The following is a 16,348-nucleotide window of genomic DNA, read 5'->3' on the forward strand; positions in this document are numbered from 1 at the left end:
CGGCGACCCGGTCGCGACCCCCGCGACGCAGCGAAGCGCTTTAGCGAGGCAACCCCGAATCCGTCGGCAATGAGCGCTCAGGCCGCATCGACGGAGGACCTCGCGGTCGTCATCGGGCTGGAGGTCCACGTCCAGCTCGAGACGGAGACGAAGATCTTCTGTGGCTGCTCGACGGAGCCCGCCGAGGAGCCAAATACCCGGACCTGCCCCGTCTGTCTCGGTCTCCCCGGCGCCCTGCCCGTGCTGAACGAGGGCGCCGTCGAGGCGGCGGTGAAGGTCGGAAAGGCCATCGACGCGGAGATCCCCGAGACCACCCGGTTCCACCGGAAGAACTACTTCTACCCCGACCTGCCGAAGAACTTCCAGATCACGCAGTACGACGAGCCGATCTGCCAGGACGGTGAACTGGAGATCAGCCACGAGGGCGAGCGACGCGTCGTCGGCATCGAGCGCGCCCACCTCGAGGAGGACCCCGGCTCGCTGCGACACGTCGGCGGCTCGATCGACACCGCGGAGTACACGCTCGTCGACTACAACCGCGCGGGCACGCCTCTCCTCGAGATCGTCACGGAGCCGGACTTCCGCGCGCCACAGGAGGTCCGGGCGTTCCTCGCGAAGCTCACTGAGGTGCTGGAGTACCTCGCCGTGTTCGACGCCGAGCGCGACGGCTCGCTGCGCGTCGACGCGAACATCTCGATCGTCGACGCCGACGAGGTCGACGACGAGACCGGCGCGATCCCGACGTCGGTGCTCGAGGACGCCAACCGCACCGAGGTCAAGAACATCTCCTCGCACAAGGCTGCCGAGCAGGCGCTCGCCTACGAGGTCACTCGCCAGAAGAACGCCGTCTCGCGCGGTCGCGAGGTGCAACAGGAGACCCGCCACTGGGACGAGGGCAAGGGAGTCACCGTCTCGATGCGATCGAAGGAGGCCGAGAAGGACTACCGCTACTTCGAGGAGGCCGACCTGCCGCCCCTGGAGGTCGCCGACTGGAAGGAGAAAATCGAGATCCCCGAGCTCCCCGACGCCCGCCGCGAGCGGTTCCGCGAGGAGTACGGCCTCGGCGAGGAAGCAGCTGACAAGCTCACCTCGACGAAGCAGGTCGCGGACTTCTTCGAGGACGTCGCCGCCGAGTTTGACCCCGACCTCGCCGCGACGTGGGTCGCCGACGAGCTGCTGGGTGAGCTCAACTACCGCGACATGGCGATCACGGACGTCGACGACCGGTTCGGGGAGATCCACCGCCTCGTCGAGCTCGTCGCCGAGGACGAGATCACCGCGAAGAACGCCCGCGAGATCGTGCTCCGGACGATGCTCGACGACGGCGCCGCGCCCGACGACGTCGTCGAAGCCGAGAACCTCGGGAAGACTGGCGAGGGCGAGATCGAGGCCGCCGTCGAGACTGCGATCGAGGAGAACCCCGACGCCGTCGCGGACTATCACGACGGCGACGACGGCGCCCTGAACTTCCTCGTCGGCCAGGTGATGCAGGCTACCGGCGGCAGCGCGGATCCCGGCACCGTCAACGAGCTCCTCCGGGACTCCCTGGAGTCCTGACCCCCTGTGTCCTGAGTCCCTGCGTCCTGACCCCCCGAGTCCCGCTGAGCCCGCGGCTGGCGACGGAGCGCCGCCTCGCCCGTGATCGGGAGGCAACGCTTTTTCGGCGCGACCGTCTCTCCTCGACCGACATGCTCTGGCTCGCCGTCCTCGTCGGGGTCCTCGGGGCCGCGCTCTCGCTGGCGCTGGTCGCGTTCGGTCCGCGAATGGGCTACTCCCTCCGCGACCCGACCGACGACGAACGCGAGCGTCTCGGTCGGCTCCGCGCCGATCTCGGAGCGTCCGACCTCGACGTCGCGATCCGGACGACGAACTACGACGGCGCCGTCGAGTGCGACGTGATCGGGCTTCCGGGCCGCCGAACGCTGGTGATCACGGACGCGGCTCTCCAGGCGCTCGACGACGAGGCGCTCCGCGCGCTCCTCGCGGTCGAGGTCGCGCGTGGCCGTTCGCGGATCCAGGTCGCCCAGTCGCTCTCGACCGGGCTCGCCGTCGGGATCATCGCAGCGGCGTACGTCACGCCGATCGATTTCCTGCCCGCGATGGTCGTCGGGTGGGCGATCGTCATCGCGGGGATCGCGCTCGTCCGCCGGCAGTACTACGCTGCCGACGCCGCGGCCGGCGATCTCGTCGGGCGGGAAACGTTGCGCGAGTCCGTCGAGTGGGCCGCCGAACTGCGCGGCGATTCGCTCGAATCCGGCCGGCTCTGGCGCGCGCTGTTCGACGTCGAGCCGACGGTCGGAAGCCGGATCGAGCGGCTTGGTGGGGTAGCTGGAAGCGGACAGTAGGTCGATACCGGGTCCAGCTGGCCTCGCCCCAGCTGCGTGCGGTCTGGGAAGGTCAGGCTCACTCGTCTCTGAGTCCCCACGGTAGGTCGCCACAGTCCGATTGGATGTACGTCTCGGCCGCCTCGATACTCGTGAGCCGAACGTCGTCTCGGCTCCCGCACCCCTCGATCGGCGAGGCAGGATCGCACATCGTCTCTCGACGGCGATTCGACGTGGCCCTGATCACTCGGCGCGAACCAGTTTTTGGCGGTATTGGCGTGCTTCTTGTGGCGTCCGACGATCTTCTCGCGGGCGCGCTGCAGGACGATCTTGTTTCGAAGCGTCTGGTCGTCCTCCACGGTACCTGCGGTCCGCCTCGGTTTCACGGAAACAGCTGTGGCGTCCCGTACTGGCAGTGGTCCGATACGGGGGAGTCGGCCCACGTTGGGAGTGTCTCCGACGAAAAACGATCTCCTCTTGCCGTGCGCTTCGATGTACGGATTTACAGCCCCGATGCTCGGACGGCGAACGCCGACTCCGCTTCAACCACACGTTCGAATGGTGCGTGAGGTCGCGAATCGTTCCTCTCCTGTGTAACTCGGCCGATCCTGTCCGGTAGGCAAGGATGTACACGGACAGTATTCGTCGTTGGTGCGAATCGGTCGTACGCACCGGAACGACGGCTCCCGGACGAGCATGGTACGGATAGCGAACGGTGCAGGCGGCGATCGCCCGCGACCGTCTTCCCTCAGATCTCCTCGAGGATCGCGTCGAGCAGCGTGTGGTTCCAGTCCTGGGAGAGCTCCCAGAACATCACACCCTGCATGCCACGTTCCTTTGCGAAAGAGACCTTCTCCGCGATCGACTGCGCGTCGTCATAGCTGATGATCGTCTCCTCGGACTCGTTGACGATGTAGGGCACCGCGCCGGGCTCGTGGCGGAATTTGCTCCAGTCACTTGCGCCCTCCTTGTTCTCTTCGATGTCACCGTAGTCGAACGCGCCGGTCGGATCGGCGCCGTCCTCGAGTGCGCTGTGCCAGGTGCCTTTCGGCAATCCGGAGTAGCTGCCGTACATCTCGGTGCCGTTGAAGCCGCGGCCGTAGAACGGCAGGCCGAGCACGAGCTCGTCGTAGTCGGCAGGCTCCGCGGGCGGGTACTCCCACTGGCCAGGCCAGTAGCCCGTTTCGTCGTGATTGCCAGCGTAGAGTTCGTCGACGGCGTACTCGACGAAGTACTGATTCTGGTACTTCGTCCCGTACTCCGTCGTCTCCAGGGGATGCTGGGTGCCGTAGATCGGCGCATTCTGGCCGACCTGGTCCTGCCAGGACCCTGTGAAGTCGTAGGCCATGATCGAGGTGTAGTCACACACCTCGCCGACGTCACCGTGGCGCAGGCCACCGGCGTTCCAGTCGGAGCCGCCGTTAGCAACCGAGAGGTTGTAGTGTTTGCCGTCCTCCTGTCCGGCGGCGTCTAGCGCATCGCGAATCGCCTGCAGCAGATCGACGTGCGTGACGTAGTCCTCGTTCGACCCGCACTGACACTTGCCCTGGGAGCTGCCGGGGTGCTCCCAGTCGATGTCGATCCCGTCCAGGTCGTACTCTCGCAGAATTTCGACACAGCGGTTCGCGAAGGACTCGCGGTTGGCCTGCGTCGACGCGATCTGCGAGAAGCCCTCCGAGTCTGCCCAGCCGCCCACGGAGAGCGTGATGCGCGTGTCCGATGCGGGCCCCGACTTGAGCTCCTTGAACGTCTGTAAGTTCTGTTCGTCTTGTTTGCTCATGATCGTCGGCTCCGCGGCGGCCGGGTCGACACCGAGGAAGGCGTACTGCACGTCAGTGACCTTCCCCCACGGGATATCCTCGGGGTAGTAGTCGTAGGGCGAGGACGCCTTCCAGCCAGGGTAGTAGCCGATGACCTTGAACTCGTCGGACGGCCCGGTCGTCACGTTGACGTCCGTCGTCGTGGTACCGGCCGCTCCCTCGTCGTCCGTCACGGTGAGGGTGACGGCGTAGACGCCCTCGCTGGCGAACGTGTGGTCGACTGTCTGACCGGTCGCGGAGCTGCCGTCGCCAAACTCCCACTGATACGAGCTGATCGAGCCGTCGGCGTCACCGGAGCCGCCAGCGTCGAACGTCGCGGTTTGTCCGGGGTCCGGCGAGGCCGGGTCCGTGGTGAACGCCGCCGTCGGCGCGGCGTTGGGATCGCCAACCGTCACGTCTTGGGTCGTGCTCGCGGTCTCGCCGTCGTCGTCGGTGACGGTCAGCGTGACCGTGACTATCTGGGCGGCTTCGTAGGTGTGCGTCGTCGATTCACCGCTCCCGCTCGAGCCGTCGCCGAACGCCCAGTCGTAGGAGCTGATCGAGCCGTCGGGGTCCGAAGCGTCCGAGGCGTCGAAGCTGGCACTGGAGCCGGGCGAGGGGTTCGACGGGGTTACTGTGAAGGACGCCGAGGGAACCTCGTTCGTGACGCAGGGTCCCTCCGCGGTCCAGACGTTCTCACTGGTCGCTGGCTCGGTGCCCTGGGTCCACCATTCGGCAGTCCAGAGTGTGCCGTCGTGGGACACCTGCTCGCCACCCGTGTAGGCCGACGAGGCGTCCCACGCGGACACGCCGCTGCAGTCAGCCTTGCTGCCACCGCCACCACCGCCTCCGCCGCCACAGGCACCCTCCTCCGTCCAGACGGACTTTGATCCGTCGGGCTGGGAGCCTTTCGTCCACCATTCGGCGGTGAAGAGGGTGCCGTCGTAGGTGACCTGGTCGCCGCCGCTGTAGGCGACGCTGGCGTCCCACTCCGGGACGCCGCTGCAGTCAGCCGCTGCTGCTGTGGCGCTCGCTCCGACAGCGAGCGCTGACAGTGCCGATGCCTTCCGTAGGATGCTGCGTCGAGTTTCGTTCATACGGTAGATCTATTGTGCCGTGTCCACTGCCTGCCGCTCTGTCCGCCGATCCCCTGTCGATCGGCGTGGGTCCGTAGTGGCTGGCCACCAACCGAGGTGGCCGGTGTTCGATCTGCGTCGATCCAGTCGCGTCGTCGACAGCCACCTGCACAGCCGCGGTATTGTGTAACAGGGATCACAACCAACAGAAATCCGCAAACGAGTTCACCCATATATCGGCTTCGATCGTTTCAGGAATATAATACGGTATTCAATGCATGGACATCCGGATCGAACGCTAACGATGTCACTGTCGATCGGCAGAATGTGTGAATATTCCCGATCTATCACGATCGTATGCTGTAGTATTCAAACCTCTCCTGGCCTGGCACCTCTGCTCTTTATATAGGATAGTTAGGCATGTAATTTATTCATTGTGTTGGAATAATCTTGAACTGGTGGTATTAATTGCCGTTTAATGTGGTATATTTATGCAAATATGAATAATTGTTTGCTCTCATTCGGCAGTAGTTGGCGCACAAAATAGTCACTTTTCTCGGGCGCGCTACCAACTTGCGCGCCAGTTTCGTACTGTAGCACCGCGTGACCGTTCCGGGCCTAGAATGCTGTTGCCACAGGAGACGATCCCTGGTACACCTCCCTGAACGACGGCGAACGGGGCCGAAAAGGTCACTCCGAACTGGAAGAGACCACTGCGATGTCGGTCGAGCAGCCTCGCACCGTCGGTATCAGTCCGATGTATCGGATCGACAGCGAGAACGCCGCTGTGGAAGATCTGGAAGGCCAGGGGTGGGATCTCCCCGACCAGTTGCCGGAGTCGGAGTAGCCGGCTGCTGGCCGACTGCTTCCGCGGCGTCACCGCTGTTCACCAGGCAGCGTCGAGCACCGCCCCCAGCTCTGTGGCGCTGGGATCGTAGCCGGGCGGTCCGTTTTCGAGGAACCGATGCCCTGCGATCGTCGTCGCGACCGCCGCCAGGTCGTCGCGTGTCAGTCCGTCTACGTCGCGGAGTCGCGTCGTCACCCCCAGCGCGTCCCGCGTTTCGGCGACGGCCTCGACGGCAGCTGCCGCGGGATCGGCGGCGTCAGCCACGCCGACGGCGTCGGCGAGGAGCCCAGTCCGCACGTCGGCGTTTGCCAGCGTCGCTTCGAGTACGTGGGGCGCACAGATCGCGTGGGCGACGCCCTGCTGCACGTCGCCGACAGCGGAGACCTCCTGCCCGAACGCGTGGATCACGGACATCGTCGTGCAGTCCGCTCTGGAGATGCCGTACTGCGCGAGAAGGAGCCCCTCGACGGCGGCGGGAATCCCGTCGAGATGGGATTCGTCCACGTCGGCTCCGCCGCCGAACGCGAGCAACCCCTCGCGGAACCGACGGAGCCCCCGCACCGCCGTCGCGTCCGTCACTGCCGTGGCGTGCCGGGAGTAGAGCGTCTCCAGCGCCTTGTCGAACCCGTTCATCGCGGAGCCGGCGAGAATCGATCTCGGCGTGGTCGCGACGAGGTCGGGGTCGTAGACCGCCTGGGCGGGTGCGAGCGCGGGATCGCCGAGTCCGCCGGCGATCGGATCGTCGACGAGGCCGCCCTCGGGCCCAGCGGAGAGTCCAGCACCCTGCGTGAAGTCCGCGCCGGCGAGCGTCGTCGGCACGGTGACGATCGGCAGCGGATCGTCCGGCACCGCCAGGGTGCCGGTCGCGGCGAACTCCTCGCCGAGTTCTGCGGAGGTGGCGTCGTCTCCCGTCGAGGGACTGCCGTCACTCTCATGCCGCCGACCAGCGACCGTAGCGATCGCTTTCGCGGTGTCGATCGAGCTGCCGCCGCCGACGGCGACGAGCACGTCGGCGTCGCACTCGCGTGCGGCTGCGGCGCCGTCGACGGCCGTCGCGAGCCGCTTCTCGGGCGTCGTCTCGGCGAAGACTCCGGCGAGTCGGTCGCCCAGACCGGCCCGGATCGGGTCCATCACGGCGGCGGTCTCGCCGATCGTGCTGCCGGTCACGACGAGCGCGCGGTCGAATCCGAGCGTCGCGAGGTCCTCGGCGAGCGAGCCGACGGCGCCCGCGCCGTACCGGATCGCCCCCGGATCGTAGGCGAGGCGAAACGGGCCGGAGCCGTCGTCGAACGAAGGGTCTCTCACGCGTGTTTGTTGTCGCGACGCGTTCAAAAACGCTCGCCGGCGGTCGCGCGGTTCGAGGCATTCCGCGAGGCCGATCTCAGGACGCGTCGTCGGGGTCGTCGACGCCGTCGGCGGGGGCTCCGGCACCGTCGGCGTCGGAATCGGTCCCGCCGTCCGCGAGCGTCGCGTCCGCCAGCGCGTCGGCGTTCGAAGGCTCGTCGGTGGCCCCGCTCCGGCCGGCGGCTGCCTCGACGGTCCCTGGCAACGAGTCGACGTTCGTCTTCGGAGCGCGATCCAGCAGCGACGACGCCGAATCGGCGGTCGGAATCTCTGGCGAGATTTCGGTGCCCTCGAGGACCACCAGTGGGGCCCCGTCGGCCGATCCACAGCAGTCCAGCCACGGCTCGTCTTCGGCGGCCACCCGATCGGCGGCGAGTACGACGACGTCGGCCGCGGCGGCGAGGTCGTGCGCTCGCGCTCGCGTCTGCTCGTCCACGCCAGCGAACCGCGGCGCAGTGGCGACCGCCCCATCGAACGCCCGGACCGTCGAGACCGCGCGGTCGCCCGCCGGCACCGGGCCGAGCGAGCAGTCGGCGCCAGCCTCGCCGAGCCGGCCGATCGCGGCCGCGGCGGGCTCGCCACCGCCAACGACGTGGACCCGGTGGTCGATCTCGGAATCGTCCAGCGCCCGGACCGTCACGCCGCCGTCCATCGGCGAGGGTTCGACGGCGATCCGGGCGTCGAAGGCGGCTTCGAGCACGTCGCGTTCGAGGACGGACTCGGGGGCGCCCGACGCGACGATCTCGCCGCCGGCGAGGACGAGAATCCGGTCGCAGAAGCGCGCGGCGAGTTCGAGGTCGTGGATTGCGGCGAGCGCCGCGGTGTCGTCGGTCTCGACGAGCTTGCGGACGAGGGACATCGTCTCGACTGCGTGGTGGAGGTCGAGGTTCGCGGTGGGTTCGTCGAGCAGGAGTACCGGCGCGTCCTGGGCGATCGCTCTCGCGAGCAGGATTCGCTGGCGCTCGCCGCCGCTGACGTCCTCGATCGACCGGTCGGCGAAGCGGGCAGTCCGGGTGTGTTCCATCGCGTCGTCGACCAGTTTGCGGTCCTCTCGCGATGGTGGCTGGAACCGCGAGCGGTGGGGATGTCGGCCCATCTCGACGAGCTGCCGCACGGTGAATGAGAAGGAGAGCGTCGTCGTCTGTGGAACGACGGCGATCCTGCGGCTGGAGGCCGCCGAGGACAGCGCCTGGACGTCCTCGAGCGCTCGTCCTGGATCGTCGCTGGCGACGCGGACGCTGCCGGCGTCCGGTGTGAGCGCGCCGCTGATCGCTCGCAGCAGCGTCGTCTTCCCGGCGCCGTTCGGACCGACGAGTCCGACGAGCTCGCCCGGCTCGACCGTCGCGTCGACGCCGTCGAGGACGCCCTCGTCGTCAAATGCCATCGCGACACCGTCGACTTCGACGGCCGGCCGTTCCGGCGGATCGCTCTCGTTCACGTCGGCGTCGCCGTCGGTCGAGGTCACAGTCCGTGCACCTCCCGTTCCCGGAGCAGATAGAGGAAGAACGGTCCGCCGGCGACCGCGGTGACGATCCCCACCGGGATGGCCTCCGGCGTGGTGCGCGAGATCGCGTCCGCGGCGACGAGGAAGGCGCCACCGGTGAGCGCGCTCGTCGGGACGAGCACGCGATGGTCCGGCCCGACGAGGAGGCGGAGAACGTGGGGAACGATCAGCCCGACGAAGCCGATGACGCCCGCGACGGCGACGCCGGCGGCTGTGACGATGGTCGCGAGGCCCAGCAGGATCCGCTTGGTGCGCTCGACCTCGACGCCGAGGTGGTGGGCGTCCTCCTCGCCCATGACGAGGACGTTGAGATCCGCCGCGAACGCCCAGAGCGCGAGCGTGCCGAGCAGGACGATCGGGAACGTGTAGTGGAGGTCCGGCCACTGTGCCGCGTGGAGGTTCCCCATCAGCCAGAAGACGACCTCTTCCATGCTGTCGCCGCTGGTGATGAGCATGTAGGAGGTCGCCGCGCCCAGTAGTGCCTGGATCGCGACGCCCGCGAGGAGGAGCGTCGCGACGGGCGTTCGGCCGTTCTCGGTCGCGATCCAGTAGACGGCGAAGGCCGTGCACAGGCCCGTAATGAAGGCCATCGGCTGGAGGCCGAGCGGAACGAGCGCGGGCAGCGTCATCGCGGCGACGGCGCCGACGGCCGCGCCTGTCGAGACGCCGATGATCGAGGGGTCCGCGAGCGGGTTCCGGAAGAGCCCCTGCATGACGGTCCCGGCCGCGGCGAGCCCACAGCCGACGGTCGCGGCGAGCACGACTCGGGGCAGGCGAATGTCGACGACGATCGTCTCGTCCGTGCTCGGGACGGCCAGCGAGAACGGCTCGTAGAAGGTGGCGGTCGGCGTCGGAACCGGGATCGCTGCGTCCACGAAGGGGAGTCCGACCGCGGTCGTCGTGATGCCCACCGACGTCGGGATCGCGATCTGGTTGATCACGGCCTTGACGACGTGCTCGGGCGGCACGTCGACGCTCCCGATCGCCGCGCTCGCGACCACCACCGCGAGGAGCACTGCGAGCAGCCCGGTGGAGTACGTCGCGGCGCGCCGGTGGGCGTGCATCGGTCGTTCATCGGAGTTGTGTTTGCTAAAGTCTGGTGGTTCACGCCGATTTCGGGCCACAGGGCGCCGTTCGACGCAGTCTGTGGCTCCGCACGCCGCCGAAATCGCCGGTCAAGCTGGGTTGAAGTAGATACACTTTTGTTGCTCCCGCGGTCTCGATCTGACGATGACGCGAACGACACACGTGGTACTCACAGCGCTCGTCGTGCTCGCCGCCCTCGTGGGGGGCGTCGGCCACGTCGGCGCGACTGCTGACTCGCAGGTCGGCGCGACGACCGGCGGCCTGGCGGCCGCAGGCGCCGCACCGTCGGCGAATGCCGCGGTCGCACAGGAGGACTGTTCGTTCCCGGTGACGCTCACGGACGCGTCGGGAACCGAAGTGACGCTCGAAGAGGAGCCCGAGACCGTGGTCACGCTCGGGGCCAGTAGCGCCCAGACCGTCTGGGAGATCGGCGAGCAGGAGAAGGTCGTCGGGATGCCCGTCGACAGCAGCACGGCCTACCTGAACGGCTCCGACAACCGGACGCACGTGCTCGACGGCATCAACGTCGATCTCGAGGTCGTCACCGACCTCGACCCCGACCTCGTGATCGCGCCGAACATCATCGCGAGCGAGGACGTCCAGGCGCTCCGCGACGCCGGCCACACCGTCTACCGAGAGAACGACGCCAGCTCGGTCGCTGACATTCGAGAGCGCACCGAGACGACCGGTCGACTGCTCGGCGCCTGTGGCGCAGCCGACGACACCATCGAGTGGATGAACGAGACGCTCTCGACGGTCGAGGAGACCGTCGCCGACGAGGACCGACCGAGCGTCTTCTACTGGCTCGGCAGCGGGTTCACCGCGACGCCGGGCAGCTTCCAGGACGAGGGGATCACACTCGCTGGCGCCACGAACGCGGCCGCGAACATCGACCTCGGCCAGCCGCCACAGGCCGAGCCCGAGGAGATCGTCGCCGAGGATCCCGACTACTTCCTGGTGACCGAAGGCGGCTCTCTCCCCGAGGATCACCCCGTCCAGCAGACCACCGCCGCACAGGAGGGCGACGTGCTCACGGTGGACTCGAACTACTGGAACCAGCCGGCACCCCGGTTCGTGCTGGCGATCCAGCAGGTCTCCGAACAGCTCCACTCCGAGGCGTACGCGGAGTCGGGTGAGAACGGCACCGACGGCGACTCGGTCGACGACGGAGCGAGCGATCCGGACGGGTCGGCTGACGACGGTGAGCCGAACGCGTCCGACGACGGCGGCGACGACGGCTCGCCCGGCTTCGGCGTGCCGGTCGCGATCGTCGCGCTGCTCGGTGCGGTGTTCGCGCTCCGCCAGCGCGAGTGATCTGCGACCGGAGTGAAACCTGCGATCGGAGTGACCCCCTGCAACCGGGCAGGGCACGTGAGCGCGTCGGCGCCGTCACTGCTGGGCCTCCCGGGTTGGGCTAGCTGACGACGTTGCTGCCGACGATCGCGACGAAGAACAGGAGTACTGCTTCGTTGACGAGCCAGGCGTTCTCGTTCATCCACTCTCGAGCCCGCGGCAACGACGCCTCCGCTCGCTCGCCAAAGGCGACCACGGCGAGCGCGGGCGTCGCGAGCAGGGCGAGCGTGAGCGCGAGGAAGCCGAGGGCGTCGGTCAACGGCAGTTCCTGACTCGCGAGGTAGGAGCCGACGGAGACGCTGGTGAGCAGATCGGTGGGAAAGACGCCCAGCAGCGACGCGCCGAGCGCGAAGGAGAATCGCGGCGTGGCGGTCGCGAGTCTCCCCATCCACCCCGGTGGCTCGGACCCCTCGCGGTGCAGGTAGACGTAGAGCATGGCCAGGAGGAGCAGAGCGAGGATCACGAGGTCGAGGGGCCCGCTCGCCCCCGTCCGGTCGACGGCACCGTCGCTCAGGAGGTAGGCCACCGTGACGACGGCGCTGATCGATATCGCCGCGCCGGCGACGTAGGCCAGGGAGTTCGCCCGCCACCGCTCCGACGTGGCGAGGAAGATCGCGCTGAGAAACTGCGGCCCGGCGATCATGACGACCGCGAGCGGCAGTACGTGGAGGAAACTCACGGCTCGAACTCGGGGTGCTGGGCGGATCGGTCGAACTGGGACACGGTCGGTGGCTCGACGGGACCGGCCGTTGTAATGGATCGATTACTCGCGTGCCATCGGATCATCCTCGCCGAGAGATGACCGATCATACCCACCGAGGGATCACGGGCCAAATCCTTCGAGGGATCACAGTCCTCGCGCACGCTCACACGCGGGCCCACTCCCGCGACCGCACCCGGCGTGCGCACCCGCCCACACCCGCTGCGCGCACCCACGCACACCCGCGCCTTCTTGCGGTTCCGGAAGATTTAGGATCCCGATCGCCGTATCGAGAGACGACCGAATGGATCTCATCGTCACCGAGAAGGAGAACGCCGCCCGTCGCATCGCCGAGATTCTCAGCGACGGCGGCGCCGACGTCGATCGCCAGGGAGACGTGAACGTCTACCGCTGGGGCGACCGCGCCTGCGTCGGGCTCTCCGGCCACGTCGTCGGGGTCGACTTCCCACCGGAGTACTCCGACTGGCGCGACGTCGAGCCCGTCGAACTGATCGACGCGCCGATCGAGAAGCGGGCCACCCAGGAGGGGATCGTCAACACGTTGACGTCACTGGCGGAGGGGGCCGACCGGGTCACGATCGCCACGGACTACGACCGCGAGGGCGAGCTGATCGGCAAGGAGGCCTACGAGCTCGTCCGCGACGTCAACGAGGACGTGCCGATCGACCGCGTGCGCTTCTCCTCGATCACGCAAACTGAGGTCCGATCGGCGTTCGCCGACGCCGACGAGATCGACTTCGAGCTGGCGGCCGCGGGAGAGGCCCGGCAGGTCATCGACCTCGTCTGGGGTGCCGCACTGACGCGATTCCTCTCCCTCTCGTCCCGACAGCTCGGGGACGACTTCATCTCCGTGGGCCGGGTACAGACGCCGACGCTGAAGCTCCTCGTGGATCGGGAGCGAGAGATCCAGGCGTTCGATCCGGAGGACTACTGGGAGCTCTTTGCGGATCTGCAGAAGACCGAGGGCGGCGATGCTGCGACGTTCGAGTCCCAGTACTTCTACCTCGACGAGGACGACACCGAGGCCGAGCGCGTCTGGGACGAGTCGGCGGCGGAAGCAGTCGAGCAGGTGCTGGCCGCGGACTCGGCTGCGGCGACGGTCGAAGACGTCAACCGTCGCACCCGGAGCGACGATCCGCCGGCGCCGTTCAACACGACCGCGTTCATCCGTGCGGCGGGCGCGCTGGGCTACGGCGCCCAGCGCGGGATGTCGATCGCCGAGGACCTCTACACCGCTGGCTTCATCACCTACCCGCGGACGGACAACACGGTCTATCCAGACGACCTCGATCCCGAGGAGCTGGTGTCGGCCTACGAGGGCCACCCGACGCTCGGCGAGGACGCCGAAGCGCTGCTGGAGGCGGGACTGAACGACCCCACCGAGGGCGACGACGAGACGACCGACCACCCGCCGATCCACCCGACGGGCGAGTGGCCCGACCGCGGCGAGCTCTCCGACGACGAGTGGGAGATCTTCGAGCTGGTCGTCCGGCGCTTTTTCGCGACCGTCGCCGATCCGGCTCGCTGGGAACATCTCCGCGTCACTGCGTCGGTGCCGGCCGACGATGCGCTGGCGAGCCCGGAAACGGTGCTGCCCGACGGCAGCAAGGATGTGAGCCTGAAGGCTAACGGCAAGCGCCTGCTCAAGGCCGGCTACCACGACGTCTATCCCTACTTCTCCACCAGCGAGAACTACGTGCCCGACGTTACCGAGGGCGAGGTCCTCCCGATCGACGACTCGCGGCTGGAGGCCAAGCAGACCCAGCCGCCGCGCCGGTACGGCCAGTCCCGGCTCATCGAGACGATGGAGGACATGGGGATCGGCACGAAGTCGACGCGGCACAACACCATCGAGAAGCTCTACGACCGGGGCTACATCGAGGGCGATCCGCCGCGGCCCACCCAGCTCGCGATGGCGGTCGTCGAGGCCGCCGAAGAGCACGCCGACACCGTCGTCAGCGAGGAGATGACTGCGGAGCTGGAAGCCGACATGACGGCGATCGCCGAGGGCGAGATCGACCTCGACGAGGTGACCGACGAGTCCCGCGAGATGCTCGAGGTCGTCTTCGAGGCGCTCGTCGAGTCCCGCGAGGAGATCGGCGAGCACCTCCGGGACTCGCTGAAGGCCGACAAGGCGCTCGGCGAGTGTCCCGACTGCGGCGAGGACCTGCTCTTGCGCGAATCGCGCTACGGCGGCTCCTTCGTCGGCTGCGACGGCTACCCCGACTGTGAGTACACGCTGCCGCTGCCCGACACCGGCGACCCCCTCCTGCTCGAGGAGCGCTGTGAAGAGCACGGCCTCCTGCACGTCAAGATGCTCGCCGGCCGGAGCACGTTCGTCCACGGCTGCCCACTCTGCCGGAAGGAGGAGGCCGGCGAGGGCGCGATCCTCGGCGAGTGTCCGGAGTGTGGGACCGCGCACGATGGCGAACTGGCGATCAAGACCCTCGAGAACGGCTCGCGGCTCGTGGGCTGTACGCGCTACCCCGACTGCGACTACTCGCTGCCGCTGCCCCGCAACGGCGAGATCGAGGTGACCGAGGAGACCTGCGAGCAACACGGCCTCCCAGAACTCCTCGTCAAGGACGACGACGAGGACGACGAGCCCTGGGAGCTGGGCTGTCCGATCTGCAACTTCCGGGAGTACCAGGCCCGGGAGTCCGAGTCCGGGAGCGACCTCGAAGCGCTGGAGGGCGTCGGTGCGGCGACCGCCCAGAAGCTCATGGACGCGGGCGTCGAGAGCATCGACGACCTCGTGGAGTCCGATCCCGAGCACGTCGCCGCGGACGTCGACGGCGTCAGCGCCGAGCGGCTGCGCGAGTGGAAGGCCAAGGCCTGAGTCGATCCCCTCGACTCGTCGTGATCGGCCGTCTGGACCCCCACTTTCGACGGCTTTTTGGCGACCGCTGGATACCCCCTGCGTAATGACTGCGCCGTGGACGGAGTGGGATCACATCTTGAAGATCGATCCCGACAAGTCCCTCGTCGAGGGCGAGACCTACGCCGACGTCTGCCAGACCGGAACCGACGCCATCGAGATCGGCGGGACCCTCGACATCACCAGCGAGAAGATGAGCCGGGTGATCGAGGCCTGCGCCGAGTACGACGTGCCGCTCTACCAGGAGCCGAGCAACCCCGCCGTCGTCGTCGACGACGAGGCCGTCGACGGGTTTCTCGTCCCGGTCGTGTTCAACGCCGGCGACATGGCCTGGATGACGGGCTTTCACAAGGAGTGGGTGAAGTCCCAACCGGTGGACTGGTCCCGGACGACGACGGAGGGGTACATCATCCTCAACCCCGACTCGAGCGTCGCCCAGCTCACCGAGGCCGAGTGCGACCTCGACGCCGAGGACGTCGGTGCCTACGCCGAGATCGCGGAGGAGATGTTCGGCCAAGATATCGTCTACGTCGAGTACTCCGGCATGTTCGGTGACCCCGAGAAGGTCCGCGCCGCCGCGGACGCGCTCGAGGAGGCCACGCTGTTCTACGGCGGCGGCATCCACGACTACGACTCTGCGCATACGATGGCGAGCGAAGCCGATGTCGTGATCGTCGGCGACCTGGTACACGACGAGGGCGTCGACGCGGTCCGCGAGACCGTCGAGGCCGCTCGGGACGCGTAGACCCGTTTCCTGCCGCATCGAACGGGCGGAGCCCGCTATTCGCCACGTGGGCGGGATCGCGATGGCTGCGATCCCGCCTGTCTCACTCCAGCCGCTCTCCCTGGTAGGCGCCGTCGTAGAGCCCCTCGTGATCGGCGGCCGCCAGCACGAGCTGGCCGAATCGAGCGCCCTGCTCGATCTCGATGGGATGGGTGACCTGCAGGAGCCCCTCGCCCTTGCCCTCGTAACCGGCGTCCCAGACGGCGGTCTCCAGCGTCGTTCCGTTGCGCATCAGCGAGGAGCGCGGGAGGATGAACCCGACGTGCTCCTCCGGGATGGCCACGGTCTCGGCGTAGCGAACGACGTAGCCGCCCGGCTGCAGGTGGTAGGTCCGCTCCTCGCCGGTGGGCTCGATCTCGGTCCGGTCGGCGACGGTCTTGCCGTCGCGCCCGATCCGCCCGACGTCATCGGGTTCGAGCACCGCGTCGAGCGTGAGATCGACGCCGTTTGGCTGCACCTGCTCCTCCGTGATCTCCCCGAGCTGGTCTGCGACGAAGGCTCCGGAACGGAACATACGATTCCTGGCCCGGGGGCAGGCAAGTGGGTTTCGGGGCCAGACGGTGCGAACGAATCCGTCGAGCGTGTCGAACCCGGCAAACTACGGGCAGTTCTTGCGTTCGGCCGGCCGAATC

Annotated in this window: 11 protein-coding genes and 1 pseudogene; 6 read left to right on the forward strand and 6 right to left on the reverse strand. The window is 67.8% G+C overall.

Features of this window, described 5'->3' with window-relative positions:
* Positions 1–69: 69 nt before the first annotated feature.
* Positions 70–1,557 (forward strand): Asp-tRNA(Asn)/Glu-tRNA(Gln) amidotransferase subunit GatB, encoded by a 1,488-nt coding sequence (gene gatB, locus ACZ5KP_RS09960; RefSeq protein ID WP_460921885.1) that lies wholly within the window; start codon positions 70–72, stop codon positions 1,555–1,557.
* A 131-nt stretch (positions 1,558–1,688) separates the two neighbouring features.
* On the forward strand, positions 1,689–2,345 hold the full coding sequence (locus tag ACZ5KP_RS09965; protein WP_460921883.1) for a M48 family metalloprotease: 657 nt from the start codon (positions 1,689–1,691) through the stop codon (positions 2,343–2,345).
* A gap of 727 nt (positions 2,346–3,072) precedes the next feature.
* Here the strand turns inward: ACZ5KP_RS09965 and ACZ5KP_RS09970 are convergent.
* Positions 3,073–5,220 carry a glycosyl hydrolase family 18 protein gene (locus ACZ5KP_RS09970; protein WP_460921881.1) on the reverse strand — a complete coding sequence of 716 codons (2,148 nt, stop codon included), beginning with the start codon at positions 5,218–5,220 and terminating at the stop codon, positions 3,073–3,075.
* A 697-nt stretch (positions 5,221–5,917) separates the two neighbouring features.
* Here ACZ5KP_RS09970 and ACZ5KP_RS09975 point away from each other — a divergent pair.
* Positions 5,918–6,046 (forward strand): hypothetical protein, encoded by a 129-nt coding sequence (locus tag ACZ5KP_RS09975; protein ID WP_460921879.1) that lies wholly within the window; start codon positions 5,918–5,920, stop codon positions 6,044–6,046.
* A gap of 39 nt (positions 6,047–6,085) precedes the next feature.
* On the opposite strand, the gene ACZ5KP_RS09980 is transcribed toward ACZ5KP_RS09975, so the two are convergent.
* The 3 genes and pseudogenes from ACZ5KP_RS09980 to btuC form a co-directional block, all read right to left on the reverse strand.
* A complete protein-coding gene (locus ACZ5KP_RS09980) occupies positions 6,086–7,351 on the reverse strand; it encodes an iron-containing alcohol dehydrogenase family protein (protein WP_460921877.1) in 1,266 nt (421 codons plus the stop codon).
* 76 nt (positions 7,352–7,427) lie between these two features.
* Positions 7,428–8,732: pseudogene (locus ACZ5KP_RS09985) on the reverse strand (ATP-binding cassette domain-containing protein); the annotation flags it as partial.
* A gap of 119 nt (positions 8,733–8,851) precedes the next feature.
* Complete coding sequence (gene btuC / locus ACZ5KP_RS09990; RefSeq protein WP_460921875.1) at positions 8,852–9,958, reverse strand: vitamin B12 ABC transporter permease BtuC; 1,107 nt, start codon at positions 9,956–9,958, stop codon at positions 8,852–8,854.
* 166 nt (positions 9,959–10,124) lie between these two features.
* Between btuC and ACZ5KP_RS09995 the strand changes: the two genes are divergently transcribed.
* Positions 10,125–11,294: a PGF-CTERM-anchored ABC transporter substrate-binding protein gene (locus tag ACZ5KP_RS09995; RefSeq protein WP_460921873.1), complete on the forward strand. Its 1,170-nt coding sequence runs from the start codon at positions 10,125–10,127 to the stop codon at positions 11,292–11,294.
* A gap of 100 nt (positions 11,295–11,394) precedes the next feature.
* On the opposite strand, the gene ACZ5KP_RS10000 is transcribed toward ACZ5KP_RS09995, so the two are convergent.
* Positions 11,395–12,012 (reverse strand): GAP family protein, encoded by a 618-nt coding sequence (locus tag ACZ5KP_RS10000; RefSeq protein WP_460921871.1) that lies wholly within the window; start codon positions 12,010–12,012, stop codon positions 11,395–11,397.
* 325 nt (positions 12,013–12,337) lie between these two features.
* Between ACZ5KP_RS10000 and ACZ5KP_RS10005 the strand changes: the two genes are divergently transcribed.
* Positions 12,338–14,893 (forward strand): DNA topoisomerase I, encoded by a 2,556-nt coding sequence (locus ACZ5KP_RS10005; RefSeq protein ID WP_460921869.1) that lies wholly within the window; start codon positions 12,338–12,340, stop codon positions 14,891–14,893.
* 85 nt (positions 14,894–14,978) lie between these two features.
* Entirely contained in the window at positions 14,979–15,677 is a 699-nt protein-coding gene (locus tag ACZ5KP_RS10010) for a phosphoglycerol geranylgeranyltransferase (RefSeq protein ID WP_460921867.1), read from the forward strand.
* An 82-nt stretch (positions 15,678–15,759) separates the two neighbouring features.
* On the opposite strand, the gene ACZ5KP_RS10015 is transcribed toward ACZ5KP_RS10010, so the two are convergent.
* Entirely contained in the window at positions 15,760–16,230 is a 471-nt protein-coding gene (locus ACZ5KP_RS10015; protein ID WP_460921865.1) for a deoxyuridine 5'-triphosphate nucleotidohydrolase, read from the reverse strand.
* Between the last annotated feature and the right edge of the window lie 118 nt (positions 16,231–16,348).

The sequence above is a fragment of the Salinarchaeum chitinilyticum genome, from assembly GCF_055390775.1.

Bases quoted from the DNA above. Each gene is read 5' to 3' on its own strand.
- gatB (WP_460921885.1), top strand. From the start codon at position 70: ATGAGCGCTCAGGCCGCATCGACGGAGGACCTCGCGGTCGTCATCGGG.
- ACZ5KP_RS09995 (WP_460921873.1), top strand. From the start codon at position 10,125: ATGACGCGAACGACACACGTGGTACTCACAGCGCTCGTCGTGCTCGCC.
- ACZ5KP_RS09970 (WP_460921881.1), bottom strand. From the start codon at position 5,220: ATGAACGAAACTCGACGCAGCATCCTACGGAAGGCATCGGCACTGTCA.
- ACZ5KP_RS09965 (WP_460921883.1), top strand. From the start codon at position 1,689: ATGCTCTGGCTCGCCGTCCTCGTCGGGGTCCTCGGGGCCGCGCTCTCG.
- ACZ5KP_RS10005 (WP_460921869.1), top strand. From the start codon at position 12,338: ATGGATCTCATCGTCACCGAGAAGGAGAACGCCGCCCGTCGCATCGCC.
- ACZ5KP_RS09975 (WP_460921879.1), top strand. From the start codon at position 5,918: ATGTCGGTCGAGCAGCCTCGCACCGTCGGTATCAGTCCGATGTATCGG.
- ACZ5KP_RS10010 (WP_460921867.1), top strand. From the start codon at position 14,979: ATGACTGCGCCGTGGACGGAGTGGGATCACATCTTGAAGATCGATCCC.
- btuC (WP_460921875.1), bottom strand. From the start codon at position 9,958: ATGCACGCCCACCGGCGCGCCGCGACGTACTCCACCGGGCTGCTCGCA.
- ACZ5KP_RS10015 (WP_460921865.1), bottom strand. From the start codon at position 16,230: ATGTTCCGTTCCGGAGCCTTCGTCGCAGACCAGCTCGGGGAGATCACG.